This is a genomic window from Erythrobacter sp. NE805, assembly GCF_046452355.1.
GTDB lineage: Bacteria > Pseudomonadota > Alphaproteobacteria > Sphingomonadales > Sphingomonadaceae > Erythrobacter.
In genome coordinates this window covers 550,298-573,557 of record NZ_JBKFDI010000002.1, presented here as the reverse complement: position 1 = coordinate 573,557, position 23,260 = coordinate 550,298, and the positions used below count along the sequence as shown (strand labels likewise).

The following is a 23,260-nucleotide window of genomic DNA, read 5'->3' as shown; positions in this document are numbered from 1 at the left end:
TTCGCGTCGAGCCCTTCGGCAGGCTCAGGATGAACTGCCGACATTCTGTCGTCAGTCGAGACACCTGCGGCGGCGCCTCTCGACTTCGCTCGAGGCGAATGGTGACCCTGGTCAGCCCACCACCGTCACGAAGCTGTCGAGCACGCGCTTCTCGCCCGCCTCCTCGAACAGGATGGTGAGCTTGTTGCCCTCCTGGTCGATCACGCAGCCGGTGCCGAACTTGGCGTGGGTGACCATCGCGCCGATCGCGATGTCGCTGCGGGCGGGGGCGGCGAAGCTGGCCGCGGAGCGGGTGTTCTCGGGGATGCGGGCGGGGCGGCTGTCGTAGCCGCTCGCGACCGCGCGCTGCCAGCCGGGGCCGCGCTGCTGCGCCCGGTCGGGGCGGTCCCGCGCGACGTGGGCGAAGGGGTCCTCCTGCTCGCTCCAGTTCGCGCGCCACAGCGAGGCGCCGCCGGTGAGCGTCGTCTCGCTCTCGATGTGCTCGGCGGGCAGGTCCTCGATGAAGCGCGAGGGGATCGAGCTCGTCCACTGGCCGTAGATGCGGCGGTTGGCGGCGTGGAGGATCGTGCAGTGCCGCCGCGCGCGGGTGATCGCGACATAGGCGAGGCGGCGCTCCTCCTCGAGGCTCGCAAGGCCGCCCTCGTCGATCGCCCGCTGCGAGGGGAAGACGCCCTCCTCCCAGCCGGGCAGGAAGACGTTGTCGAACTCGAGGCCCTTGGCGGCGTGGATCGTCATGATCGTGACCGTCTCGCCCTCGTTCGCGCGGTCGTTGTCCATGACGAGGCTGACATGCTCGAGGAAGTCGCCGAGCGTCGTGTATTCCTCCATCGCGCGGGCAAGTTCGGAGAGGTTCTCCGCGCGGCCCGCGCTTTCGGGCGAGCGGTCGGCGGCGAGCATGGCGTTGTAGCCCGATTCCTCCATCACCAGCCTGAGGAGATCGGCGGGCGAGAGGGTCTCGGCCTGTTCGCGCCAGTGCAGGAACTGGCGCATCAGCCCGCCGATGGTGATCGCGGTGCGCTTGGGCAGCTCGTCGGAGTCGGCGAGCTGCAACGCGGCCGCCGCCAGCGGGAGCCCGGTGCGGCGGGCGTGGGAGTGCATCGCCTCGAGCGCCTTGGCGCCGAGCCCGCGCTTGGGGACGTTGTGGATGCGCTCGAAGGCGAGGTCGTCCTGCGGCTGGGCGATCAGGCGCAGGTAGGCGAGCGCGTCGCGAATCTCGGCGCGCTCGTAGAAGCGGAAACCCCCGATGATGCGGTAGGCGATGCCGATCTGGATGAAGCGGTCCTCGAACTCGCGCGTCTGGTACTGCGCGCGCACGAGTATGGCGACCTGGTCGAGCGCGGCGCCCTCGCGCTCGAGCCGCTCGATCGCCTCGCCGACGCGCCGCGCCTCCTCGGGGGCGTCCCACACGCCGATCACCCTGACCTTGTCGCCGCCGTTGACCTCGGTCCACAATGTCTTGTCGTGGCGCTGGCTGTTCGCGCGGATCAGCCCCGAGGCCGCGCCGAGAATGTGGGGTGTGGAGCGGTAATTCTGTTCGAGCCGGATCACCTCCGCGCCAGGAAAGTCCTTCTCGAACCTGAGGATATTCGCGACCTCGGCGCCGCGCCACGAGTAGATCGACTGGTCGTCGTCGCCGACCACGCAGATGTTCCTGTGCCCCTGCGCGAGGAGCCGCAGCCACAGGTACTGGACCGCGTTGGTGTCCTGGTACTCGTCGACCATGATGTAGCGGAAGCGGCGCTGGTAGTCGGCGAGGATGTCGGGGTGCTGCCTCAGCACGTTCAGCATGTGCAGCATGAGGTCGCCGAAGTCGCAGGCGTTCAATGCCTTCAGCCGCTCCTGGTAGCGGGCGTAGAGCGCCGCACCGCGGCCGTTGGCATAGGCCTCGTTCTCGACCGCATCGAGATTGGTGGGGTTCAGGCCGCGGTTCTTCCAGCGGTCGATCAGGCCGGCGAGCTGGCGCGCCGGCCAGCGCTTCTCGTCGAGATCGGCCTCGGTGATGAGCTGCTTGAGCAGCCGCAGCTGATCGTCGGTGTCGATGATCGTGTAATTGTGCTGGAGGCCGACGAGCTCGGCATGGCGGCGCAGCATCTTGGCGCAGATCGAATGGAAGGTGCCGAGCCACGGCAGCCCCTCCGCCTGGGGGCCGAGATGGTGCGCGACGCGCTCGCGCATCTCGCGGGCGGCCTTGTTCGTGAAGGTCACGCACAGGATCTGCGAGGGGTAGGCGCGGCCCGTCGCCACGAGGTGCGCGAGGCGGGCGGTGAGCGCGGCGGTCTTGCCGGTGCCCGCGCCCGCGAGCATCAGCACCGGCCCCTCGGTGGCGAGCACGGCGGCGCGCTGGGGCGGGTTGAGCCTCGCGGCATAGGCCGGGATCGACTCGCTCGGCGCGGGGGAGGGCAGGTTGGTGCTCATCGTCTCATGCGAACAGGTAGGGAACAATGGCGGCGGGAGCAAGCCGCACGAGGCCTTGCTGCGCGTGCCATGAGGCCGATCGCGCGAACGCCCTGCCGTCTTTGAGCCACAATTGCCGCCCGGCGGTGGCTGTGCCGGGTTGGCGACGGGCCGGCCCGATTGCCTCGCCGGGGTGCCTCCCCATAGTTGAAGCACGACCGGTCCGCAGGGGACAGCAGGCCGGTCGGACTTGCGTTCGTGATGCTTGGGTTCAGCAATGATGGAGTTACCCATGCAGAAGTTTTCGAAGACTCTCGCACTTGCCGGTGCCGCCATGGCTGTGGCGATGACCCCGGCGCTCGCCGGGGCGCAGGACGGGACCGGGTCGCAGCCGGGTCACGCGGGCCACACCGGCACGCCCTCGAGCATGCCGCAGACCGGGCCGGAGACGGTCCCGCCGACCGCGCCGACCACCCCGCCGACCTCGTCCGAGGGCCCGGAAGCGGGCGCGCCGGACGAGACGGCGCCCCCGGCCCCGACGGACGCGGCCGACCCGGCCACCGACACCCGCACCGGGGACCCTGCGCCGGACGGAACCGGAACCGATGATGCCGCCCCGGCCGCGCCTGCCCAGACCCTGAGCCCGGCCGAGCAGCAGGCCGCGATCCAGAAGTGGCCGGCCGAGACCCAGAGCTACTACCAGTCGCTCTCGGCCGAGCGTCAGAAGATGTTCTGGGCGCTCACCGACAGCGACAAGGTGCGCCTGAGCAAGCTGCCCGACGCGCAGAAGGAAATGGCCTGGAGCCAGATCGAGGCCCAGATCAAGGGCGAGGCGCCGGCCCCGACGCAGGGCTGAGCCTTCGCCTAGCCTCCCGACGCAGCCGGGTCGGCGGTGGCAAGCCTCAGGAGACTGAGCTTGCCCTTGCCGACCCGGCGTTCGGCTGCGATGGCGAGGCCCGCGACCGAGACGTCTTCCTTAGCTCCGGTCTCGAGTGCGATCCAGGTCTCCGGGCCAATCCAGCCGAGCCGCAGCAACCGGTCGAGCGCGACCTCGCCCGCTCCGGTGCCGTAGGGCGGATCGGCGAGGATCAGGTCGAGCGGCGCCGCTGCGGCGCGCAGGGCCATGACCGACCCCGCCTCGACCCGCGTCCTCGCTTGTGCGCTCAATGCCGCGATGTTGGCGCGGATCACCTCCACCGCCGCGCGGTCCTGCTCGACGAACAGGCATTGCGCCGCGCCGCGCGACAGGGCCTCGAGCCCGAGCGCGCCCGAGCCTGCGAAAAGGTCGGCGACCTGCAAGCCGTCGAAGTCGCCGAGGCGGCTGGTGAGCATCGCGAACAGCGTTTCGCGCGCGCGGTCCGCGGTCGGCCGCGTGGCGTCACCCTTGGGCGCGGCGAGCTTGCGCCCGCGCCATTCGCCCGCGACGATCCGCATCAGCGCGCGCCCCGCGGGGAGCGCGGCGGCGCCGGGCGGCCGCGCTTGGCCTCCGCACCGCGCGGACCCTTGCGGGGCGCGGGCGCGGGGACCTTGGGCGCGCGGCGGTCACCCGCCGGCTTGGGTGCGCGGCGGTCGCCAGCCGGGGCAGGCGCGTGCGGCGGCTTCAGGGCGGCGTTCACCGCCAGCTTCTCCGCCTTCTTCACGCCCCCGCGCGGGATCGGCTGGCCGGTCAGCTCCGAGATGAACTGCGCCACCGGCCGGCCGATCAGCTCGACCGCCTGCCCGCGCGGCAGGTCGCCCAAGTGGAAGGGGCCGTAGCCGACGCGGATCAGACGGTTCACCTGGAGCCCGAGAAATTCGAGCACCCGGCGCACCTCGCGGTTCTTGCCCTCGGTGATGGTCATCTCGATCCACAGGTTGCGGCCCGATGAGCGCTCGAGATTGGCGTCGATCGAGCCGTAGCGCACTCCGTCGATCTCGACCCCCTCGACGAGGGATTCGAGCTGCTCCTGCGACACGGCACCGAAGGCGCGCGCGCGGTAGGTGCGGGGGACCTTGGTGGCGGGCAGCTCCAGCGTGCGCTTCAGCCCGCCGTCGTTGGTGAGCAGCAGCAACCCTTCGGTGTTGAGGTCGAGGCGGCCCACCGGCATGAGGCGCGGCGTGCCCTTGGGGAGCGCGTTCCTCAGCGCGGTATAGATCGTCGGGCGGCCCGCCGGATCCCGCTCGGCGGTGATGAGGCCGGTCGGCTTGTGGAAGGCGAACAGCCGCGTGGCTTCGGCCGCGGCGACGGGGTTGCCGTCGACCGTCACGCCCCGGAGGTTCGCGAGGATCGTCGCGGGCGTGTCGAGCACCTTGCCGTCGAGCGCCACGCGCCCCTCGGCGATCATCCGCTCGATCTCGCGGCGGCTGGCGATCCCGGCGCGGGCGAGCAGCTTGGCGATACGCTCGCCTTCCGGGCGGGTCTCGGAACGGGGGGGCTGGGTGGGCATGGCCGCGCGCCTAGAGCATTTCGGCCGGAAAGGCGACCGGCCAAATCTCGGTTAGCCCGCTGCCCGCAAGGCTTCGCTCACGATCTGGTCGAACCTTGCGATCCCGCCTTCGAGCGTGCCGAGCGTGATGTGCTCGACCGCGCCCGAGGCAAGGCCCTGCTGCCCGAGCTCCGCAGCGCGGAAATCCTCCGAGGCGAAGACCCCGCCGTCGAGCAGGTTCCAGCTCTTCTCCCAATGCGCGAGCGCCTTTTCGCTCGCCGGCGGCTCGGGGATCAGCATGAAATCCTCGACCAGCGTGAGGTCCGCCGCCTGCGGCATCAGCACCATCACGTTGACGTAGTCGGGGCTCGGCACGATCACGGTCGCGGGGAGCAGCTGGTAGGCGAAGGTCACCACCCGCCGCAGCTGGGCCATGTCGGTGAGGTCGACCCTCTCCATCTCCTCGAGCCGCCCGACCGCCGAGCGCTGGTGCGGGCCGATCTGATCGCCCGCGGTGATCCCGTCCTTGAAGAAGGGGCCGATGGTGGCGGCGTGGAGGCGGGTGACGTGGTAGCTCTCGAGGAAGGCGTCCATGATGAGCTTCCAGTTGCCGCGAACCTTATGCAGCTTGCGGCGGAACAGGTGCGCGCCGCCGAGCCCGAAGGCGGCGAAGTCCTCGCCCAGCATCCGGGCATGGGTGAAGTCGGCCCCCGCCTGCGGGGCGAACCAGATCAGCCCGCCCGCCTCGACGCTGGGCAGCTCGACGAGGCCGAATTCCGCCTTGTCGAGCCCGGGGAAGGTCTCGGGGCGGGGCAAAGCCATCAACCCCCCGTCGAGCCGGTAGGTCCAGGCGTGATAGGGGCACACGAGGCGCTTGGTGCACTGGACCTCGCTCTCCTCGACGAGCCGCGTCCCGCGGTGGCGGCAGACGTTGAGGAAGACGTGCGCCTGTCCCTCGGCGTCGCGGGTGAGGAGCATCGGGCGGCCGGTCGCATCGTGCGGCACCGCCATGCCGGGCTCGGGGAGCAGCGCGGACGGGGCAAGCACCTGCGGCAGGCGGCCGAACAGCGCCGCCTTCTCGCGCGCGAAGTGCTCGGGGCAGGTGTAGTTCGACGCGGGCACGGTCTGGATTCCGCCCGCCTGCCGGCCCACGCCTCCGCGGATCGCCTCGGCGAGCGCGAGTTGGCCCGGCGTCGGCGACAATCTGGGCAAATCTGTTGTGGGCGCGTTCATCGCTCTTTTCTCATCCTCTCGTCCCTGCCTAGTGTGGCACGAAACCGGGCCGGAGCAAATCTCCGCCCGCCAGCATGGGATCCCCGATGGCCACAGCCGCTTCCCCCGCTCCATCGCGCCTGTCGCGCTGGCTGACGCTCGCCGCCTCGCTGCGGCACCCGAAGACCGGCTACGTCCTCCTGTTCGGCTTCGCGAGCGGGCTGCCCTATGCGCTGCTGCTGGGGACGCTCTACGCCTGGCTGTCCGATGCGAAGGTCGATGTCGAGACGATGGGCGTGTTCTCGCTGATCGGGCTCGCCTATGCCTTCAAGTTCCTGTGGTCGCCCGCGCTCGACCGGGTCGACCTGCCGGGGCTGCGGCGGCTGGGTAAGCGCAAGCAGTGGATCGTCACCGCGCAGCTGCTGCTCGGGGCGATCCTCGTGATCCTCTCGGCGCTCGACCCGCTGTCCTCGCTGGGATTGTTCTCGCTGCTCGCCGGGATCGGCGCCTTCGCGAGCGCGACGCAGGACGTGGTGATCGACGCCTGGCGCGTCGACGTCGCCGACGAGGTCGCGACCATCGACATCCTTTCGACCGTCTTCCAGATGGGCTACCGCATCGCCGCGCTGGTGGGCGGCGCGCTGGCGCTGTTCATGGCCGAGCGGATGGGCTGGCCGACGGTCTTCGCGAGCATGGGCGGCATCCTCCTGTTCGTGGGATTCCTCGGCCTCTTCGCCCCCGACGCCGAGCGCAGCGCCGCCGCGCTGGAGAGCGAGCGCGCCAATCTCGGCACGCTGCGGCAGGCGGGGCAGATCGCGCCGCGCATCCGGGCTTACGCGCTCGGCGCGGTCGCGGTGCTGTGGGGGTGGGCGCTGTTCATCGTGCTCGATTTCATGATCGCCTCGCTCACCGCGACGCCCGAGACCCGGCCGGATTCGACGGAATTCGTGAGCCGGATGGGCCCGCTGATCGTGATCGCCACGGTGGTGATCCCCGGCCTCATCGCCGGCTGGCTCGAGGCGATGAGGAAGCGCGGTCGCCATGTGCTTGCCGAGGACGCCCCTGCGAGCAGCGCGCTCGATACCGCGCTCGACCACGGCTACCGCGCGCTGATCCTGCCGCTCGCCGAGATCATCGGGCGATTGGGCTGGGCCGCGGTGCTGGTGATCGCGCTGGTGCTCTCCTACCGCATCACCGACGCGATCTGGGGGAGCTTTGCCTACCCCTTCTATCTGGGCGAATTGCAATACACCAAGGACGAGGTGGCGATTGCCTCCAAGTTCTTCGGCGTGGGCGCGCTGATCGTCGGGCTGGCGCTGGGCGGCACGCTGCTGACGGTGATCGGGCGCATGACCACGCTGACGCTGGGCGCGGTGATCGCCGCGCTCACCAACCTGCTCTACGCCGACCTCGCGGTGGGCGGGGCGCGGATGCAGGCGGCGAGCGACATGATCGGCTTTACCACGCTGATCGCCCAGTTCGGCGCCGAGGAGCGGATGGGCCGGCTGATGCTGGCGATCGGCGCGGAGAACATCGCGGTGGGGATCGCCGGGGCGGCCTTCGTTGCCTACCTCTCGAGCGTCGTCGCCAAGGGTTACAGCGCGGTGCAATACGCGCTGCTGTCTTCGCTGACGATGCTGGTGGGGACGCTCGGTCGCCCGGCGCTGGGCCAGATGATCGAGGAGCGCGGCTATTACGACGTGTTCCTGCTCACCACTGCGATCGGCGGCTTTGCCGTGGTGCTGTGCGTGATCGAGTGGGTGCGGCAGGCAAGGTCGGGCCGGGCCGAGAACGCGCCGCCGCCTGAGCCGGAGATCTAGTCCGGCAGCTCGTCGTTGAGCCGCAGCACCTCGCCCGCGAGGTAGAGCGAGCCGGCGATCAGCACCGGCAGGCCGTCATGCGGGATCATCGCGAGGGCGCTCGCCAAGTCCGGGGCGGGCTGAGCGGCCGGGCCGAAGGCGCTCGCCGGGTGCCAGTCGTGCCCCGGCACCGGCACCGCGGTGATGCTGGCGAGGGCGGGGCCGAGCGGGCCGATCAGCGATGCGGGGTCCTTGCCCTCGATCATGCCGATCACGAGGTGGAGGCGCTTGTCCCGAAAATGCGCGCCCAGCATGGCACCCGCCTGGGGGTTGTGCCCCCCGTCGAGCCACACCTCGCGCCGCCCGGTGAGCGGGCCGGGCGACAGGCGTTGCATCCGCGCGGGCCAGCGCGCGTTCTGAAGCCCCGCCGAGAAGGCCCGGTAGCCGACCTCGATCATGCTCTGGTGGCGCAGCATCGCGATCGCCAGGCCCGCGTTCTCGATCTGGTGCGCCCCTGGAAGGGCCGGAGGACCGAGGTTCATGCCCTGCTTGCCAGCCCCTCCCGCCTGATCGGAATAGGCCAGCCCGCCATCGAAGGCGAAGGCCTCCCAGTCCTCGCCCTGGACGAGAAGCGACGCGCCCTTCTCCCGGGCCACGGCGGCGATGCTTGCGGCTTCGAGGGGCGGGCGGGCGATGCTGACGAGCGGCACGCTCCGCTTCGCGATCCCCGCCTTCTCGAAGGCGATCCGCGCCATCGGCTCCTTTGGCACGCCCTCCTCGGGGGCGAGCAGGAAGCGTTCGTGATCGAGGCCCAACGCGGCGATCCCGCAGGCGGCCAGCACCTCGGGTCCCACCACATTGGTCGCATCGAAGCGCCCGCCCATGCCGACCTCGACCACGCAGGCGTCGGCGGGCGTGCGCGAGAAGGCGAGGAAGGCGGCGGCGATGGTGACCTCGAAGAAGCTCGGGCCGAGGTCCTCGCCCGCATCGAGCACCTCTTCGAGAACGTCCGCAAGCATGGCGTCGGAGATCAGCTCGCCCGCAAGGCGGATGCGTTCGTTGTAGCGCACAAGATGGGGCGAGGTGGTGACGTGGACCCTATAACCCTCGGCTTCCAGCATCGCCCTCAGGAAAGCGCAGGTCGATCCCTTGCCGTTGGTGCCCGCGACGTGGAACGTGGGCGGCAGCGCGCGGTGCGGGTTGCCGAGCCGCTCCATCAGGGCACGGATCGTGTCGAGCCCCAGTCGCCCTTGCGGCAGGCTCAGCGCCGCGAGGCGATCAAGCTGGGCCTGTACCGCCGGATTATCTGACCTTCCGAAATCTCTCATGGTCCACCTCGTCACCCCAGCGCAAGCTGGGGCCTAGGGCGGCTAGCGATGCGCTTTAGGCCCTGGGTCCCAGCTTTCGCTGGGATGACGTCGTTTGTTAAGCCGCCTTCACCGGCTCGAGGTAGCCGAGCACCTGCGCGAGCGTCGCCTTCAGCTCTCGCCGGTGCACGACCATGTCGACCATGCCGTGCTTGTGGAGATATTCGGCGCGCTGGAAGCCCTCGGGTAGCTGCTCGCGGATCGTGTCCTGGATGACGCGCTGGCCGGCGAAGCCGATGAGCGCGCCCGGCTCGGCGATGTGGATGTCGCCGAGCATCGCGTAGCTCGCGGTGACGCCGCCGGTGGTGGGATCGGTGAGGACGACGACATAGGGGAGCCCGGCGTTGCGCAGGCGCCGGGTCATCACGGTCGCGCGCGGCATCTGCATCAGGGAGAGGATCCCCTCCTGCATCCGCGCGCCGCCCGCGGCTGTGACGACCACGTAGGCGCACTTGCGGTCCAGCGCCTTCTGCGCGCCCTCGCAGAAGGCCTGGCCCACGGCCATGCCCATCGAGCCGCCCATGAAGCTGAAATCCTGCACGCCGACGACCGCAGGCCGCGTCTCGATGAAGCCCGATCCGACCACGAAGGCGTCCTCGTGCGGGTTCGCGGCGCGCGCGGCCTTCAACCGGTCGGTGTACTTCTTGGTGTCCTTGAACTGGAGCGGGTCCTCGGTCACCTTGGGCAGCGGCAGCACCTCGAAGCCCTGGTCGAGCAGCAGCGCGAGGCGCGCGTCGGCGCCGATGCGGCCGTGGTGCTCGCACTTCGGGCAGACCGAGAGGTTCGCCTCGTATTCCTGCACGAAGAGCATCTCCTGGCAGGACGGGCACTTGATCCACAGGTCCTTCTCGGTCGTCTTCTTGTCGGCCGAGAAGCCCAGCGAATTGCGGACGCGGGTGAACCAGTTCATGGGGCAAGTCCTTATTCGAATTCTTTCGTCATTGCGAGCCGCAGGCGAAGCAATCCATCGAACAACGCATCGGCGAGCCGCGACGTTCCGTAATGGATTGCCGCGTCGCCTTCGGCTCCTCGCAATGACGAGGTTATCGGGCGGTGTGGACCGCCTCGGCAAGCGCTGCGGTGAGCGCCTTGAGGTGTTTGGGAGCCTCCGCACCATACTGGCCGCAGATCTCCACCAGCGCCGAGCCGACCACCACGCCGTTGGCAACCCTGGCGATCGCGGCGGCCTGTTCGGGGGTGCGCACGCCGAAGCCGACCGCGACCGGAATGCCGGTCGATTGCTTGATGCGCGCGACATTCGCCTCGATGCTGGCGATCTGCGCCTGCTGCTTGCCGGTGATCCCGGCGACCGAGACGTAGTAGAGGAAGCCTTCCGAGCCTTCGAGCACCTGCGGCAGGCGCGCGGCGTCGGTTGTCGGGGTGGCAAGGCGGATCGGGGCGATACCCTTCGCGCGAAGGGCCGGGCCGAGCGCGTCGTCCTCCTCGGGCGGGATGTCGACGCATATCACCCCGTCAACGCCGGCCGCCGCAGCGGCCTCGGCGAACCACTCGGGGCCGCGGCGGACCATCGGATTGGCATAGCCCATCAGCACCAGCGGCACATCAGGGTGCCTGGCGCGGAAGTCGGTGGCGTAGCGCAGCACGTCCGCCGTGGTCGTGCCCCCGCGCAGCGAGCGCAGGTTCGCGCTCTGAATCGCGGGACCATCGGCCATCGGATCGGTGAAGGGCATGCCGAGCTCGATCACGTCCGCCCCGGCCTCGACCAAGGCATCGAGATTGGCCGCGGTGTCGCCGTCGCCTGCGGTGATGAAGCAGACGAGCGCGGGGCGCGGGGCGGCGAAGGTGGTGGTGAGGCGGGTCAATTCTTCGACTCTCGAAATGCTGTTCTCAGGATGCCATGCAAAATGGCGAGGAAAGAACCAATGAATAGAATTACCGACCAAGTAATTGTGCCGGTTGTATCAGAACTCTTCATTGCGGTCGCAGGCCCGAGATATATGAGCGAAATCCCTGAAGCGCGGATCAGGGAGCCTATTGGCTCTGTTCGCCAATCCCTTAAGATACGGGCCAGGGTTCGAGTGAATAACCCGGCTTCATGATTGTTCATCGGACGCAAAGTCTGGCGAGGCACAGAACGTTTGTTCATTTCAATCCTCGCTCCATCAGTTTCTCGTCATTGCGAGCGTAGCGAAGCAATCCACGGACCGGCGCCATGGATTGCCGCGTCGCCTTCGGCTCCTCGCAATGACGAGGAGTGGTCCTCAAAGCTCGACCCCCAGACGCTCCGCCACCGTAAAGATGTCCTTGTCCCCGCGCCCGCACAGGTTGGCGAGGATGATGCTGTCCCTGGGCATCGTCGGCGCGACCTTCTTCACGGCCGCGATGGCGTGCGAGGGTTCGAGGGCGGGGATGATCCCCTCGGTCGCGCACAGCAGCTGGAAGGCCTCCAATGCCTCCTCGTCGGTGACGGCGGTGTAGTCGACGCGGCCTGATTCCTTCAGCCACGCGTGCTCGGGGCCGATGCCGGGGTAGTCGAGCCCGGCGCTGATCGAGTGGCCTTCGGTGATCTGGCCGTCCGCGTCCTGAAGGAGGTAGGTGCGGTTGCCGTGGAGCACGCCGGGCGATCCGCCGAGGAGGCTCGCGGCGTGCTCGTCGCCGTCGAGGCCGTGGCCCGCCGCCTCGACGCCGAGCATCTTCACCGTCGGATCGTCGAGGAAGGGGTGGAACAGCCCCAGCGCATTCGACCCGCCGCCGATCGCCGCGACCAGCAGGTCGGGGAGGCGTCCGGTGCGGGCGAGCATCTGCGCGCGGGCTTCCTTGCCGATCACGCTCTGGAAGTTGCGGACCATCTCCGGGTAGGGGTGGGGGCCGGCCGCGGTGCCGATGATGTAGAAGGTGTCGTGGACGTTCGCGACCCAGTCCCTGAGGCCCTCGTTCATCGCATCCTTGAGCGTCGCCCCGCCGCTGGTGACGGGGATCACCTCGGCGCCCAAGAGCTTCATGCGGAAGACGTTGGGCGACTGGCGCTTCACGTCCTCGGCGCCCATGTAGATCACGCAAGGCAGGCCGAAGCGCGCGCAGACCGTCGCCGTTGCGACCCCGTGCTGGCCCGCGCCGGTCTCGGCGATGATGCGGGTCTTGCCCATGCGGATCGCGAGCAGGATCTGGCCGATGCAATTGTTGATCTTGTGCGCGCCGGTGTGATTCAATTCGTCGCGCTTGAACCACACCTGCGCGCCGCCGAGCTCTTCCGTGAGGCGCGGCGCGAAATAGAGCGGGCTCGGACGGCCGACGTAATGCTCCAGCAGGTCGTCAAACTCGGCCTGGAACGCCGGGTCCTGCTGCGCCTTGCGATATTCGCGCTCGAGATCGAGCACCAGCGGCATCAGCGTCTCGGCGACATAGCGCCCGCCAAACTGGCCGAAATGGCCGCGCGCGTCTGGCATTTGCCGAAAGCTGTTCGCTTTCGGCGGGGGGCTGGCGCTGAAGGAGTTGGGAGAGTTCATAAACTACCGTTCGGGCTGAGCCTGTCGAAGCCCCGTCCTTCACTTCGGGAAGAAGTGCGGCCCTTAGTTCCTTCGGCTGGCTCAGGACTCAGGGCGAACGGGGTCTTGCTTAAGCGTTTCGAGCCGCTTTGCAGAAGGCGGCGATCTTGTCCACGTCCTTGATGCCGGGCGCGCGCTCGACCCCGCTCGAGGTGTCGACCAGCCCAGCGCGGGTCCGGCGCACCGCCTCGGCGACGTTCGCGGGGGTGAGCCCTCCGGCAAGGCCCCAGGCGAGCGGCCCGCGATAGGCGGCGAGCAGGCTCCAGTCGAAGGCGAGGCCGATGCCGCCGGGGAGCTGGCCCTTGGGGGTCTTCGCGTCGAACAGCAGGAAATCGGCGACTTCGTGGTAGGCGGCCGCGCGCGCGACGTCTTCGGCGCCCGAGACCGAGAGCACCTTCCAGACCGGCAGGCCGAAGCGCCCGCGGACCTGCGCGGTGCGCTCGGGGCTCTCGTGGCCGTGGAGCTGGACCGCGTCGAGGCGCCCGGCGGCCACGGCCTTGGCGATGAAGGCGTCCTCGGCATCGACGAACACCCCCGCCCGGCGGATCGCGCCCTCGGCTTGCGCTGCGAGGCCCGCGGCCTTCTCGCTCGTCAGGAAGCGCGGGGAGGGGGGGAAGAAGTTGAAGCCGACCCACTCGGCGCGGGCCCCGATGCAGGCGGCAAGGGTCTCGGGCGTCGAGATGCCGCAGATCTTGATCGAAGCGGGGGACATGGCCGCCAGTTAGGCGCGCGCGAGCGGCTTTTCCAGCACCACGAAGGTCACCGGCGGATCGCGCAGCACCGGGAAGGGCCGCCGCTCGCCGGTGAAGGCATAGCCGCGCCGGACATACCAGGCGATGAGGCTCTCGCGGCTGTCGATGACGGTCATCTCCATCGCCGCGAGCCCGAGCGCGCGGCCGTGCTCCTCCGCCGCGTCGAGCAGCCTGCGGCCGAGCCCGCCGGACTGGAGCGTGGGCGCAACACACAGCATCCCGAGGTAGCCGAGCCGCGCGTCCTTGCGGGTCACGGCAACGCAGCCGATCAGATTCTCGTCGTCCCGCGCGGTGAGGATCGTCACCGCCGGATCGGCGAGCAGCGCGTCGAGCTCCGCGCGGGTGATCCGCTCGTCGTCGAGGATGTCGGCCTCGTGGTTCCACCCGGCCCGCGCCGAATCGCCGCGATAGGCCCCCTCGAGCAGCGCCTTCAACGCGGGCGCGTCGGCGGGTGTGGCGGGAGCGATGGTGAGGGTGTCGGTCATGGTCAGGGGTTCTGGATCAAGCGCAGGAGCGTGCCGTCATGGTCAACGAGATAGGCGATGGTGAGGCCGCTCTCCTCCAGCCGGGGCGGGTGGTAGCGCGGCATCCCGACCCTCGCGTCGGGGACGCCGCTCGCCTCGATCAAGGCCATCGTCCCGGCAAGATCGTCGAGCCGCAGGCAGCAGCTGAACCACGAGCTAAAGGGGTCGATATCGGGGTGATGGAAGAACTCGAGCTTGAGGCTCCCGCGCGACAGGATCATCCACCCGTCCGAGCGGTAGTCCTCGGTAAAGCCGAGCTTCGCATAGAACGCCGCCGTCGCGCCGAAATCGCGCGCGGGAAGGTTGGGGGTGGCGTGGTCGGCCATCGGCGCGGGGGGGGGGGCTACAGTGTCGCCTCGATCGCCCGCGCGGCCGCCGCCGGGTCCTCGGCGCGGCTGATCGGGCGGCCGATGACGAGCACGCTTGCGCCGTTGTCGCGCGCCTGCCGCGGGGTGACGGTGCGCTTCTGGTCGCCGGTACCGCTGCCCGCGGGGCGCAGGCCGGGGACGACGAAGAAGCCGTCCTTCCACGCCTTCCGCACCATCCCGACCTCCTGCCCCGAGCACACGATCCCGTCGAGCCCCGCGGCATGGGCGAGCTCGGCGAGGCGCATCACCTGCGTCTCGGCGCTGCCGTAGACGCCGGTGGCGGTGAGGTCGTTCGCATCGAGGCTGGTGAGCATCGTCACCGCGACCACCTTGGTGCCGTTGGCGGCGGCGGCCTTGGCGTCCTCCATCATCGCCCGTCCGCCGCTCGCATGGACGGTGACGATCGCCGGCTCATAGACATGGATCGCCTGCATCGCCGCGGCGACGGTGTTGGGGATGTCGTGGAACTTGAGGTCGAGGAAGATCGGCAGGCCGAGGTGCGCGATCTCGTGCACCCCGTGCGCGCCGTGGGCGCAGAAGAACTCGAGGCCGAGCTTCACCCCGCCGATATGCGCGCGGACCTTCTCGACCAGCGCCTTCGCGGGGTCGAGCTGGGGAATGTCGAGTGCGAGATAGACCGGATTGCTCATTCGCCCGCGCTCCCGCCGTCCGCGGCATCGGCCGGGCTGAAGGGGTCGGCGTGTTCTCCCGCACCTTTGCCGGACTTGTCCACAGGGGTGCCCACAGCGGCTGCACTCGCCGCGGTCGCCGTGTCGTCGGAGGCGCGCTGCGCCAGCGCGGTCGTCTTGAGCGAGCCCTCGAGCGCGCGAATGCGGCGCTGGAGCCCCCACACCACCGAGCGGTGCACCGCCCACATCGGCAGGAAGCCCGCGACGAAGGCGAGCAGCGCGAGCATCGGCACCTTGGTCTCGAGCACGAGGTTCTGCCACAGCCGCAGCTCGACCGGCTGCCAGTTGTAGGCCGCGAAGATGAGGAAGCCGAGCGCGGCCAGCACCCACAGGATCGTGCGAAGGATCTTCACTTGGCGCTCTTCTCCCTGGGGCTCCGGACACCCGCGAGCCTAAGCGATTTGCGCGATGAGTCCAGCATCCCCGCCGTCATGCGAAGACCCGCGCGAAGATCGTGTCGACGTGCTTGAAGTGGTAGCCGAGGTCGAACAGTGCCTCGAGCTGATCGTCGGAGAGCCGCGCGGTGACTTCGGCATCGGCCTTGAGGAGGTCGAGCAGCTGGAGCGCGCCGTCCGCCTCCCACACCTTCATCGCGTTCCTCTGGACGAGGCGGTAGCTCTCGTCGCGGGTCAGCCCCGCCTGGGTCAGCGCCAGCAGCACGCGCTGCGAGTGGATGAGCCCGCCCATGCGGTTCATGTTCTTCGCCATGCGCTCGGGGTAGACGAGCAGCTTCTCGATCACGCCGGTGAGACGGGCGAGGGCGAAGTCGAGGGTGATGGTCGCATCCGGCCCGATGAAGCGCTCGACCGAGGAGTGCGAGATGTCGCGCTCGTGCCACAGCGCCACGTTCTCGAGCGCGGGCGTCACCGCCGAGCGGACCACGCGGGCGAGGCCCGTGAGGTTCTCGGTCAGCACCGGATTGCGCTTGTGCGGCATGGCTGAGGAGCCCTTCTGGCCGGGGGAGAAATACTCCTCGGCTTCCAGAACCTCGGTGCGCTGCAAGTGGCGGACCTCGGTCGCGAGCCGCTCGATGGAACTGGCGATCACGCCCAAGGTGGCGAAGAACATCGCGTGCCGGTCGCGCGGGATGACCTGCGTCGAGACCGGCTCGATGGCGAGGCCGAGCTGCTCGGCGACATATTCCTCCACCGCCGGGTCGACATTGGCGAAGGTCCCGACCGCGCCCGAGATGGCGCAGGTCGCGATCTCGGCGCGCGCCGCCACCAGCCGGGTGCGGCAGCGGGCGAACTCGGCATAGGCTTCGGCGAGCTTCAGGCCGAAGGTCACCGGCTCGGCGTGGATGCCGTGGCTGCGGCCGATGGTCGGCGTGTACTTGTGCTCCTCCGCCCGCGTCCGCAGCGCGGCGAGCAGCGCGTCGAGGTCCGCGAGCAGGATGTCCGAGGCGCGGGCGAGCTGAACCGAGAGCGTCGTGTCGAGCACGTCGGAGGAGGTCATCCCCTGGTGCATGAAGCGCGCTTCCTCGCCCACCTGCTGCGCGACCCAGTCGAGGAAGGCGATCACGTCGTGCTTGGTCACCGCCTCGATCGCGTCGATCGCGGCGACGTCGATCGCGGGATTGGTCGCCCACCAGTCCCACAGCGCCTTGGCGGCGCTCTGCGGCACCACGCCGAGGTCCGCGAGCTTCTGGGTCGCGTGCGCCTCGATCTCGAACCAGATGCGATATTTCGCCTCCGGCTCCCACAGGGCGGTCATCGCGGGGCGGGCGTAGCGGGGGACCATCGGGCAGCTCCGGTTGCGGGGTCGAACTCGCCGGAGCGGCTAGGCGGCAAGGGCGCGGAAGGCAAGCCCCCGGGACGGCGGCTAGATCAGCCCTTTGGCGCGCAGGCTCGTGTGCCCCTCGCGGCCGATGATGACGTGGTCGTGGACGGTCACCCCCATGTGCCGTCCCGCCTCGGCGATGCGCTGGGTGATCTGGATGTCGGCGCGGCTCGGCTCGGGCGAGCCCGAGGGGTGGTTGTGGACGAGGATCATCGCGGATGCGCCCACGTCCATCGCCCGGCGGATCACCTCGCGCGGGTGGATCGCGGCCTCGTCGATCGAGCCGTCGCCGACGTGGTGGTCCTCGATCAGCCGGTTCTTGGTGTCGAGATACAGCACCCGCACCCGCTCGACGGTGAGGTGCGCCATGTCGGTGGTGAGGTAGTCGATCAGCGCCTGCCAGCTCCCGAGCACGGGCTTGCCCATGATCTCGCCCCGGGCCATGCGCCGCGCGGCGGTGGCGACGGCCTTCAAGGCGGCGGCGGAGTTCTCGCCCACGCCCTTCACGCGCTGGAGCGCGCGCGGGTCGGCGTTCATCACCCCCGCGAGGCTCCCGAACTGGGCGAGCAGCGCCTTCGCCAGCGGCTTGGTGTTGCCGCGCGGGATCGCGGCGAAGAGCAGGTATTCGAGCACCTCGTAATCCGCGAGCGCCTCCGCGCCGCCGGTGAGGAGCCGGTGCCTGAGGCGCGCGCGGTGCCCGTCGCCCGCGGCCTTGCCGGCGTCGAAATCGGGCACTGCCCCGTCGAGAAAATCGAACCCGTCTTCAGCTTCCGGCAAGGCGCCCCTCCGGAAAAAGGCATTGTTCCCCATGGCACATTGCCTTCAGGCGAGGATGCGCGCAAGGGTTGGAGGATGCCGGTGCCACAGCCTGAGACAGCCGAGGAGGGGCCGGACGGCGGCGGCGCGCGCGGGCGCTGGCCGCGGCGCCGTCGCAGCCGGATCGCGCTCGGGCTCGGGGTGGCGGGGCTGGCGATGCTCGGCGCCGCCTGGGCGAGCCGCGAGCGAATCGCGCAGGACGTGATCGACGACTACCTCGCCGCGCGGAACGTGCCCGCGACCTACCGGATCGTGCGCCTCTCTCCCGACGAGCAGGTGATCGAGAACCTCGTGATCGGCGACCCCGCCGCGCCCGACCTGACCGTGAAGCGCATGGTGATCGCCACCGGGTTCGGCTGGGCCGGGCCCGAGGTGCGGCGGGTGCGTGTCGAGGGGGCGCGGGTGTATGCCAGCTTCCGGAGCGGCAGCTTCTCGCTCGGCGCGCTCGACCCGCTGGTGTTCACCGGCAGCAAGGAGCCCCCGGCGCTCCCGGCGATCGACCTCGTGCTGAAGGACGCGCGCGCCCTCCTCGACAGCGACTTCGGGCGGGTGGGCGTGACGCTCGAGGGAGCGGGGCGGCTCGACGACGGTTTTGCCGGGACCCTCGCCGCGACCGCGCCGGGGATTGGCACGGAAGGCTGCCGGGCGGGGCGGGCGACGCTCTACGGCAGGTTGACCACCGACGAGGGCGCACCCGCCCTCGACGGACCGCTGCGGCTCGGCGAGCTGGCCTGCGCCGGCGCGCGGCTGGCGCGGGCGGATATCGGCACAAGGCTCGCGCTCGCCCCCGATTTCGCCGCCGCAAAGGCCGACCTCAGGATCGAGGGCAGCGGGGCGTCGGTCGCCGGGGCGAGCGCGGCGGGGCTCGGCGGCACCGGGCGCGCCGACTGGTCGCAGGGCCGCCTCGCGCTCGGCCACGATCTCGCCCTGACCGGCATCGCTGCGCCGCAGGGCCGCCTCGCCCGCCTCGCGCTCGAGGGGAGCTGGCGCGGCGCGGTGGACGGGTCGAGCGGGCAGTGGGAGGGCGCCCTCAGGGGCACCGGCCTCGCCCCCGCACCCGCCCTCGGCGCGAGCCTCGCCGCCGCCGAGCGCTCGGCCGAAGGAACGCTCCTCGCACCCCTCATCGGCAAGGCCCGCACCAGCCTCGCCCGCGCGCTCGCCGGAGGGAGCCTCGCGGCGGAGGCGACGGTGCGCCACAAGGGCGCCGAGGCGGCGCTGATCCTCCCTTCCGCGACCCTCGCCACACGTGACGGCACCCGGGTGCTCGCCCTGTCGCGCGCCGGGGCGAGCATCGGGGCGGGGGGGCTGAAGGGCCTGGCAGGAAGCCTCCTCGCAGGGGGAGCGGGACTGCCGAGCCTCAACGGGCGGATCGCGCAGGCGAAGAGCGGCGGCGGCTGGACGCTGCGCCTCGCGATGGCGGACTATGCTTCGGGAGCGAACCGCCTCGCCGTTCCGCGCCTTACGGTGCAGGCGAGCCCCGCGGGGACTTACACCTTCGACGGCCTCGTCACCGCCAGCGGGGCGCTTCCCGGCGGCGCGGTGAGCGACCTCACCCTGCCGCTCGAGGGGCGCTACGCCCCCGCGACCGGCCTTGCGCTCGGCACCCGCTGCACCCCGCTGCGCTTCGCCGGCCTCACGCTCTCGGGCCTTACGCTCAAGGCCCAGCGCCTCGACCTCTGCCCCGAGCGCGGTGCCCCGATCCTCGCTTACCGCGACAGCCTGAGGCTCGCCGCGCGCACCGGGGCGCTGAACCTTGCCGGGACCCTCGGCGAGAGCCCGGCGCGCATCTCCGCGAGCCGCGTCATGCTGCGCTACCCCCAGCCCTTCGCCGTCGACAACCTCGCCGCCACCATCGGCTCCGGCACCAGCGAAGTCCGCCTCTCCGCCGCGAGCCTCACCGGCAGTCTCTCGGGAACGCCGGGCGGCGGCTTCAGCGGAGGAACCGCGCGGCTTGCCGCAGTGCCCTTCGATCTCGATCGCGTAGCGGGCAAGTGGCGCTTCGCCGAGGGCACCCTCAGCCTCACCGACACCGGCTTCACCCTCTCCGACCGGCCCGCCGAGGGCGCGGCGGCGCGTTTCACGCCGCTCGCCGCCGAGGGCGCGCGCCTCACGCTCGCCGAAAACCGCATCGCCGCCGACGCGCTGCTGCGCCACGAGGCGAGCGGGCGCGGCGTCGTCGCGGTGGCGCTCACCCACGATCTCTCCGGCAACACCGGCAGCGCGCGGCTCGCCGTCCCCGGCCTCGTCTTCGACAAGCGCCTCCAGCCCGACGACCTCACCCCGCTCGCGCAAGGCGTGGTCGCGCTCGCCGACGGGACGGTGACCGGCTCGGGCCGGGTCGACTGGCAGGACGGCGCGGTGACCAGCGGCGGCACCTTCGCCACCGAGGGCTTCGACTTCGCCGCCGCCTTCGGCCCGGTGCGCGGGCTCAAGGGCAAGGTCACCTTCACCGACCTCCTGAACCTCACCACCGCCCCCGACCAGGTGGTGACCATCGCCGCGATCAACCCCGGCATCGAGGTGCTCGCAGGCCGCGTCCAGTTCGAGCTGACGGACGGCACCCGCCTCGCGCTCGAGGACGCGCGCTTCCCCTTCATGGGCGGCACGCTGCTGATGCGCCCGCTGGAGATGGACTTCTCCCGGCCCGAGGAGCGGCGCTATGTCTTCGAGATCGTCGGGCTCGACGCCGCCAAGTTCGTCGCGCAGATGGAATTGAAGAACATCAGCGCGACCGGGGTGTTCGACGGCACCGTGCCGATCGTCTTCGATGAGGGCGGCAACGGGCGGATCGCGCAGGGCCTGCTGATCGCGCGGCCCGGCGGGGGCAATGTCTCCTATATCGGCGAGCTCGCCTACGAGAACCTCGGCACGATGGGCAACTACGCCTTCTCGGCGCTGCGCTCGCTCGACTACCGGCAGATGAGCGTCGCGCTCGACGGGGCGCTGGCGGGCGAGATCATCACCAGTTTCAACTTCGACGGCGTGCGGCAGGGCGAGGGCGCGAGCCGCAACTTCATCACGAAGCGGCTGGCCAAGCTGCCGATCCAGTTCCGCATCAACGTGCGCTCGCAGAGCTTCACCCAGCTTGCGATCATCGCGCGGGGCTATGCCGACCCGACCGCCTGGGGCAACCCCTTCGACCGCGGCCTCCTCAGCGTCGAGGACGGGCGGATCATCCGCGGCCCGCGGCGCGGCGGCCCGCCGGTGACGGTCACGCCGGTCACCGTGAAAACCTCGGTCGTGCCGCCGCCCGGCGAGGACGAGACACCCGTTCAACCTCCAGAAAGCGACAAGCAGCCATGATGATGCCGAATTTGACCTCGCCGCGTCGCGGTGCCACTTCGGGGACCGTAACAGGGGCGAGGGGACAGGTGATGAGGGCGTTGGCCGTGTTGACGGGTCTCGCGGGGCTGTGCGGGGGGTGCATCAACATCACCGCGCCGGACAAGCCGATCGTGATCCAGCTCGACATCAACGTGCGCGCCGAGGTGCTCTACGCCCTCGCCGAGGACGCGGCCAACACCATCGAGGAGAACGGGGATATTTTCTAGGGAATGTCCTCAGGGAGTATGACAATGCGCTTTTCGATCCGTGCCACCCTTGCCGCTCTCGCCGTGACCGCCGCGGCGGCGGCCCCTGCGCTCGCCCAGCAGCGCGACCCGGCCTATGCCGCCGCGCGCGCCGAGGGCACCGTCGGCGAGCAGCCCGACGGCTATCTCGGGATCGTAGGCAGCGCGAGCCCCGCGCTCCAGCGGCTCGTCGACGACATCAACATCAAGCGCCGCGCGGTCTATGCCGACGGCGCGCAGAAGAACAACGCGACGCTCGAGGCCTATGCGGCCGCCGCCGGCTGCACCGCGATCATGCGCACCGTCGCGGGCGAGAAATACCGCGCGCCCGACGGCTCGTGGCAGACCCGCGGGGGCGGCGCGCCGGTGCTCTCCGACGCCTGCCAGAAGGCGCTGAAGGGCGGGTGAGGCGCGTCGCGCGGCATTGATTTCGCACTTGCGGCATATCGTGCCCCCTCACGGTTGACACATATCTGCCCCCCTTCTAAGGGGGCGGCGCCCTCGGCGGGCACCTTGTTGGACGTGGCTTGTTCTTGTTTCGAGGGAGCATGGCATGAGCGACGAGAAACCCGCCCGAGAACCCATTCAAGAGGATGCGCGGATCGACGCGCTCGAAGCGCGGCTCAGGGCCGCACGCGAGCGCGAAGAGCAGCGCAACCGGCCTCAGGTGAAGGGCGTCGATGCGAATTATCGCAAAGGCGACCGGGTCCTGGCCAATCTCCTGGGCGGGATCATCGGCGGCCTGGTGATCGGCTTTGCGGTGGACGCATTGCTGAACATCGCGCCCTGGGGTCTGCTGGCCGGTCTGTTCCTCGGAATGGCATCGGCCTTCAGAAGCATCATCCTGAGCGCGAACACGCGTCCCGCAGAGCCGGACGAGGGATCCGATAGCGGCCTCTAGACCCCCTTCAGGGTGCGTCCAGACCCCCGCTTGCCCCCTCCGAGGCCCCTGCATGGGCGCATGTTTCATGTAAAAACCATGGGGATCTTTCGATCGTGGCAGCCGAAGAAGGCAAGGTCGATCCGATGAAGCAGTTCACCATCGAGCCCATCGCGGGCTCGGACTGGCAACTGGCTGACGGGTTGGGCATCGCGTTCACCAATTCCGCGCTGTGGATGGCGATCACCGCCATCGTGGTGTGGATCTTCGTGGCGGGCGGGATGAAGCGCGCGCTGGTCCCGGGCCGGTGGCAGATGGCGGTGGAGACCATGACGGGCTTCATCGACAACCTGCTCGAGGCCAATGTCGGCAAGGCCGGGCGCAAGTATGTGCCTTACATCTTCACGCTTTTCATGTTCATCCTGGTCGGCAACCTGCTCGGTCTGGTGCCGCTCGGGCTGATCCCGCACATGCACGCCTTCACCTTCACGAGCCACTTCACGGCGACCGGCGTGCTCGCGATCATGAGCTTCTCGATCGTCCTGATCGTCGGCTTCTGGAAGCACGGCCTGCACTTCTTCTCGCTGTTCTGGCCCGCCAACACTCCGATTTTCCTCGCACTTCCGATCAGCCTGATCGAGCTCGTGTCCTTCATGGTGCGCCCCTTCAGCCTCGCGCTGCGGCTGTTCGTCGCGATGATGGCCGGCCACGTCCTCCTCAAGGTGCTGGCGAGCTTCGTGATCGCCGGCGGCAACGGCGGCCTCGGCATCGGCGTCGCGGTCGGCGTGCCGAGCTTCGTCCTGATGGTCGCGATTAGCGCGCTCGAGATCCTCGTCGCGGGCATTCAGGCCTACGTCTTCGCGCTGCTGACCTCGCTCTACATCAACGACGCGGAAAACCTTCACTGAGAGCGTCAGGCGCTCTCTTCGAAACCTTCACCAACTAACGAATTTTCCAAGGAGTTTACATCATGGACGCTACTGCTGCTGCTCTTCTCGGTGCCGGTCTCGCGGCGATCGGCGCCGGCCTCGCCGCGCTCGGCGTGGGCAATGTCTTCGCCTCGTTCCTTGAAGGCGCGCTGCGCAACCCGGGTGCCGCCGACGGCCAGCAGGGCCGCCTGTTCATCGGCTTCGCGGCCGCCGAACTTCTCGGCTTGCTCGCCTTCGTCATCGCCGTTCTGCTGATCTTCCGCTAAGATCG

At 69.8% G+C, this 23,260-nt stretch carries 23 protein-coding genes; 8 read left to right on the top strand and 15 right to left on the bottom strand.

What is annotated here, in order from left to right:
* Positions 1 to 111: 111 nt before the first annotated feature.
* Positions 112 to 2,415, bottom strand: a complete 2,304-nt coding sequence (locus tag ACLBKU_RS10755; protein WP_410179546.1) for an ATP-dependent helicase — start codon at positions 2,413 to 2,415, stop codon at positions 112 to 114.
* Positions 2,416 to 2,686: 271 nt separating this feature from the next.
* On the opposite strand from ACLBKU_RS10755, the gene ACLBKU_RS10750 reads away from it, so the two are divergent.
* On the top strand, positions 2,687 to 3,250 hold the full coding sequence (locus ACLBKU_RS10750; RefSeq protein ID WP_410179545.1) for a hypothetical protein: 564 nt from the start codon (positions 2,687 to 2,689) through the stop codon (positions 3,248 to 3,250).
* Positions 3,251 to 3,258: 8 nt separating this feature from the next.
* Here ACLBKU_RS10750 and rsmD read toward each other — a convergent pair whose 3' ends face one another.
* From rsmD to ACLBKU_RS10735, 3 genes are read right to left on the bottom strand one after another with little or no spacing between them, the layout of a single operon-like run.
* Entirely contained in the window at positions 3,259 to 3,828 is a 570-nt protein-coding gene (rsmD, locus tag ACLBKU_RS10745; RefSeq protein WP_410179544.1) for a 16S rRNA (guanine(966)-N(2))-methyltransferase RsmD, read from the bottom strand.
* Positions 3,828 to 4,820: a pseudouridine synthase gene (locus ACLBKU_RS10740; RefSeq protein WP_410179543.1), complete on the bottom strand. Its 993-nt coding sequence runs from the start codon at positions 4,818 to 4,820 to the stop codon at positions 3,828 to 3,830. Before ACLBKU_RS10740 ends, rsmD begins: the two co-directional genes overlap by 1 nt.
* A 51-nt stretch (positions 4,821 to 4,871) precedes the next feature.
* A complete protein-coding gene (locus ACLBKU_RS10735; RefSeq protein ID WP_410179542.1) occupies positions 4,872 to 6,002 on the bottom strand; it encodes an aromatic ring-hydroxylating oxygenase subunit alpha in 1,131 nt (376 codons plus the stop codon).
* Positions 6,003 to 6,118: 116 nt separating this feature from the next.
* Here ACLBKU_RS10735 and ACLBKU_RS10730 point away from each other — a divergent pair, with 116 nt between their 5' ends.
* The gene (locus tag ACLBKU_RS10730; protein WP_410179541.1) at positions 6,119 to 7,831 is read left to right on the top strand and encodes an AmpG family muropeptide MFS transporter; all 1,713 of its coding nucleotides are present in this window, start codon (positions 6,119 to 6,121) and stop codon (positions 7,829 to 7,831) included.
* Here the strand turns inward: ACLBKU_RS10730 and ACLBKU_RS10725 are convergent.
* From ACLBKU_RS10725 to radC, 11 genes are all read right to left on the bottom strand, one after another.
* Positions 7,828 to 9,138, bottom strand: a complete 1,311-nt coding sequence (locus ACLBKU_RS10725; protein ID WP_410179540.1) for a bifunctional folylpolyglutamate synthase/dihydrofolate synthase — start codon at positions 9,136 to 9,138, stop codon at positions 7,828 to 7,830. The two genes, ACLBKU_RS10730 and ACLBKU_RS10725, sit on opposite strands and share 4 nt — an antisense overlap.
* 97 nt (positions 9,139 to 9,235) lie before the next feature.
* On the bottom strand, positions 9,236 to 10,087 hold the full coding sequence (accD, locus tag ACLBKU_RS10720) for an acetyl-CoA carboxylase, carboxyltransferase subunit beta (protein WP_410179539.1): 852 nt from the start codon (positions 10,085 to 10,087) through the stop codon (positions 9,236 to 9,238).
* A gap of 133 nt (positions 10,088 to 10,220) precedes the next feature.
* Positions 10,221 to 11,000, bottom strand: a complete 780-nt coding sequence (gene trpA, locus ACLBKU_RS10715; protein WP_410179538.1) for a tryptophan synthase subunit alpha — start codon at positions 10,998 to 11,000, stop codon at positions 10,221 to 10,223.
* A 399-nt stretch (positions 11,001 to 11,399) separates the two neighbouring features.
* Complete coding sequence (gene trpB, locus ACLBKU_RS10710) at positions 11,400 to 12,584, bottom strand: tryptophan synthase subunit beta (RefSeq protein ID WP_410179537.1); 1,185 nt, start codon at positions 12,582 to 12,584, stop codon at positions 11,400 to 11,402.
* 169 nt (positions 12,585 to 12,753) lie between these two features.
* Positions 12,754 to 13,395 (bottom strand): phosphoribosylanthranilate isomerase, encoded by a 642-nt coding sequence (locus tag ACLBKU_RS10705; protein ID WP_410179536.1) that lies wholly within the window; start codon positions 13,393 to 13,395, stop codon positions 12,754 to 12,756.
* Positions 13,396 to 13,404: 9 nt separating this feature from the next.
* A complete protein-coding gene (locus tag ACLBKU_RS10700) occupies positions 13,405 to 13,920 on the bottom strand; it encodes a GNAT family N-acetyltransferase (protein ID WP_410179535.1) in 516 nt (171 codons plus the stop codon).
* A gap of 2 nt (positions 13,921 to 13,922) precedes the next feature.
* Positions 13,923 to 14,285, bottom strand: a complete 363-nt coding sequence (locus tag ACLBKU_RS10695) for a bleomycin resistance protein (RefSeq protein WP_410179534.1) — start codon at positions 14,283 to 14,285, stop codon at positions 13,923 to 13,925.
* Between the two features lie 17 nt (positions 14,286 to 14,302).
* On the bottom strand, positions 14,303 to 14,977 hold the full coding sequence (pyrF, locus tag ACLBKU_RS10690; protein ID WP_410179533.1) for an orotidine-5'-phosphate decarboxylase: 675 nt from the start codon (positions 14,975 to 14,977) through the stop codon (positions 14,303 to 14,305).
* Complete coding sequence (locus ACLBKU_RS10685; protein WP_410179532.1) at positions 14,974 to 15,369, bottom strand: DUF1049 domain-containing protein; 396 nt, start codon at positions 15,367 to 15,369, stop codon at positions 14,974 to 14,976. The genes pyrF and ACLBKU_RS10685 overlap by 4 nt, the downstream gene beginning before the upstream one ends.
* A 76-nt stretch (positions 15,370 to 15,445) precedes the next feature.
* Positions 15,446 to 16,756 carry an adenylosuccinate lyase gene (gene purB / locus ACLBKU_RS10680; protein WP_410179531.1) on the bottom strand — a complete coding sequence of 437 codons (1,311 nt, stop codon included), beginning with the start codon at positions 16,754 to 16,756 and terminating at the stop codon, positions 15,446 to 15,448.
* A gap of 81 nt (positions 16,757 to 16,837) precedes the next feature.
* On the bottom strand, positions 16,838 to 17,572 hold the full coding sequence (gene radC, locus ACLBKU_RS10675) for a RadC family protein (protein ID WP_410179530.1): 735 nt from the start codon (positions 17,570 to 17,572) through the stop codon (positions 16,838 to 16,840).
* Between the two features lie 75 nt (positions 17,573 to 17,647).
* Here radC and ACLBKU_RS10670 point away from each other — a divergent pair, with 75 nt between their 5' ends.
* The 6 genes from ACLBKU_RS10670 (at position 17,648) to ACLBKU_RS10645 (ending at position 23,255) form a co-directional block, all read left to right on the top strand.
* A complete protein-coding gene (locus tag ACLBKU_RS10670) occupies positions 17,648 to 20,914 on the top strand; it encodes a YdbH domain-containing protein (RefSeq protein ID WP_410179529.1) in 3,267 nt (1,088 codons plus the stop codon).
* A gap of 86 nt (positions 20,915 to 21,000) precedes the next feature.
* The gene (locus ACLBKU_RS10665; RefSeq protein WP_410179528.1) at positions 21,001 to 21,162 is read left to right on the top strand and encodes a YnbE family lipoprotein; all 162 of its coding nucleotides are present in this window, start codon (positions 21,001 to 21,003) and stop codon (positions 21,160 to 21,162) included.
* Positions 21,163 to 21,186: 24 nt separating this feature from the next.
* Positions 21,187 to 21,588 (top strand): YdbL family protein, encoded by a 402-nt coding sequence (locus tag ACLBKU_RS10660; protein ID WP_410179527.1) that lies wholly within the window; start codon positions 21,187 to 21,189, stop codon positions 21,586 to 21,588.
* A gap of 145 nt (positions 21,589 to 21,733) precedes the next feature.
* Positions 21,734 to 22,081, top strand: coding sequence for an AtpZ/AtpI family protein (locus tag ACLBKU_RS10655; protein ID WP_410179526.1), 348 nt, complete (start codon positions 21,734 to 21,736; stop codon positions 22,079 to 22,081).
* A 125-nt stretch (positions 22,082 to 22,206) separates the two neighbouring features.
* Positions 22,207 to 22,968: a F0F1 ATP synthase subunit A gene (locus ACLBKU_RS10650; protein ID WP_410179668.1), complete on the top strand. Its 762-nt coding sequence runs from the start codon at positions 22,207 to 22,209 to the stop codon at positions 22,966 to 22,968.
* A gap of 62 nt (positions 22,969 to 23,030) precedes the next feature.
* Complete coding sequence (locus ACLBKU_RS10645) at positions 23,031 to 23,255, top strand: F0F1 ATP synthase subunit C (RefSeq protein ID WP_054118254.1); 225 nt, start codon at positions 23,031 to 23,033, stop codon at positions 23,253 to 23,255.
* The last annotated feature ends 5 nt before the right edge of the window (positions 23,256 to 23,260 follow it).

Bases quoted from the DNA above. Each gene is read 5' to 3' on its own strand.
- ACLBKU_RS10755 (WP_410179546.1), bottom strand. From the start codon at position 2,415: ATGAGCACCAACCTGCCCTCCCCCGCGCCGAGCGAGTCGATCCCGGCC.
- ACLBKU_RS10750 (WP_410179545.1), top strand. From the start codon at position 2,687: ATGCAGAAGTTTTCGAAGACTCTCGCACTTGCCGGTGCCGCCATGGCT.
- rsmD (WP_410179544.1), bottom strand. From the start codon at position 3,828: ATGCGGATCGTCGCGGGCGAATGGCGCGGGCGCAAGCTCGCCGCGCCC.
- ACLBKU_RS10740 (WP_410179543.1), bottom strand. From the start codon at position 4,820: ATGCCCACCCAGCCCCCCCGTTCCGAGACCCGCCCGGAAGGCGAGCGT.
- ACLBKU_RS10730 (WP_410179541.1), top strand. From the start codon at position 6,119: ATGGCCACAGCCGCTTCCCCCGCTCCATCGCGCCTGTCGCGCTGGCTG.
- ACLBKU_RS10725 (WP_410179540.1), bottom strand. From the start codon at position 9,138: ATGAGAGATTTCGGAAGGTCAGATAATCCGGCGGTACAGGCCCAGCTT.
- accD (WP_410179539.1), bottom strand. From the start codon at position 10,087: ATGAACTGGTTCACCCGCGTCCGCAATTCGCTGGGCTTCTCGGCCGAC.
- trpB (WP_410179537.1), bottom strand. From the start codon at position 12,584: ATGCCAGACGCGCGCGGCCATTTCGGCCAGTTTGGCGGGCGCTATGTC.
- ACLBKU_RS10705 (WP_410179536.1), bottom strand. From the start codon at position 13,395: ATGTCCCCCGCTTCGATCAAGATCTGCGGCATCTCGACGCCCGAGACC.
- ACLBKU_RS10700 (WP_410179535.1), bottom strand. From the start codon at position 13,920: ATGACCGACACCCTCACCATCGCTCCCGCCACACCCGCCGACGCGCCC.
- ACLBKU_RS10695 (WP_410179534.1), bottom strand. From the start codon at position 14,285: ATGGCCGACCACGCCACCCCCAACCTTCCCGCGCGCGATTTCGGCGCG.
- pyrF (WP_410179533.1), bottom strand. From the start codon at position 14,977: ATGAGCAATCCGGTCTATCTCGCACTCGACATTCCCCAGCTCGACCCC.
- purB (WP_410179531.1), bottom strand. From the start codon at position 16,756: ATGGTCCCCCGCTACGCCCGCCCCGCGATGACCGCCCTGTGGGAGCCG.
- ACLBKU_RS10670 (WP_410179529.1), top strand. From the start codon at position 17,648: ATGCCGGTGCCACAGCCTGAGACAGCCGAGGAGGGGCCGGACGGCGGC.
- ACLBKU_RS10660 (WP_410179527.1), top strand. From the start codon at position 21,187: ATGCGCTTTTCGATCCGTGCCACCCTTGCCGCTCTCGCCGTGACCGCC.
- ACLBKU_RS10655 (WP_410179526.1), top strand. From the start codon at position 21,734: ATGAGCGACGAGAAACCCGCCCGAGAACCCATTCAAGAGGATGCGCGG.
- ACLBKU_RS10650 (WP_410179668.1), top strand. From the start codon at position 22,207: ATGAAGCAGTTCACCATCGAGCCCATCGCGGGCTCGGACTGGCAACTG.
- ACLBKU_RS10645 (WP_054118254.1), top strand. From the start codon at position 23,031: ATGGACGCTACTGCTGCTGCTCTTCTCGGTGCCGGTCTCGCGGCGATC.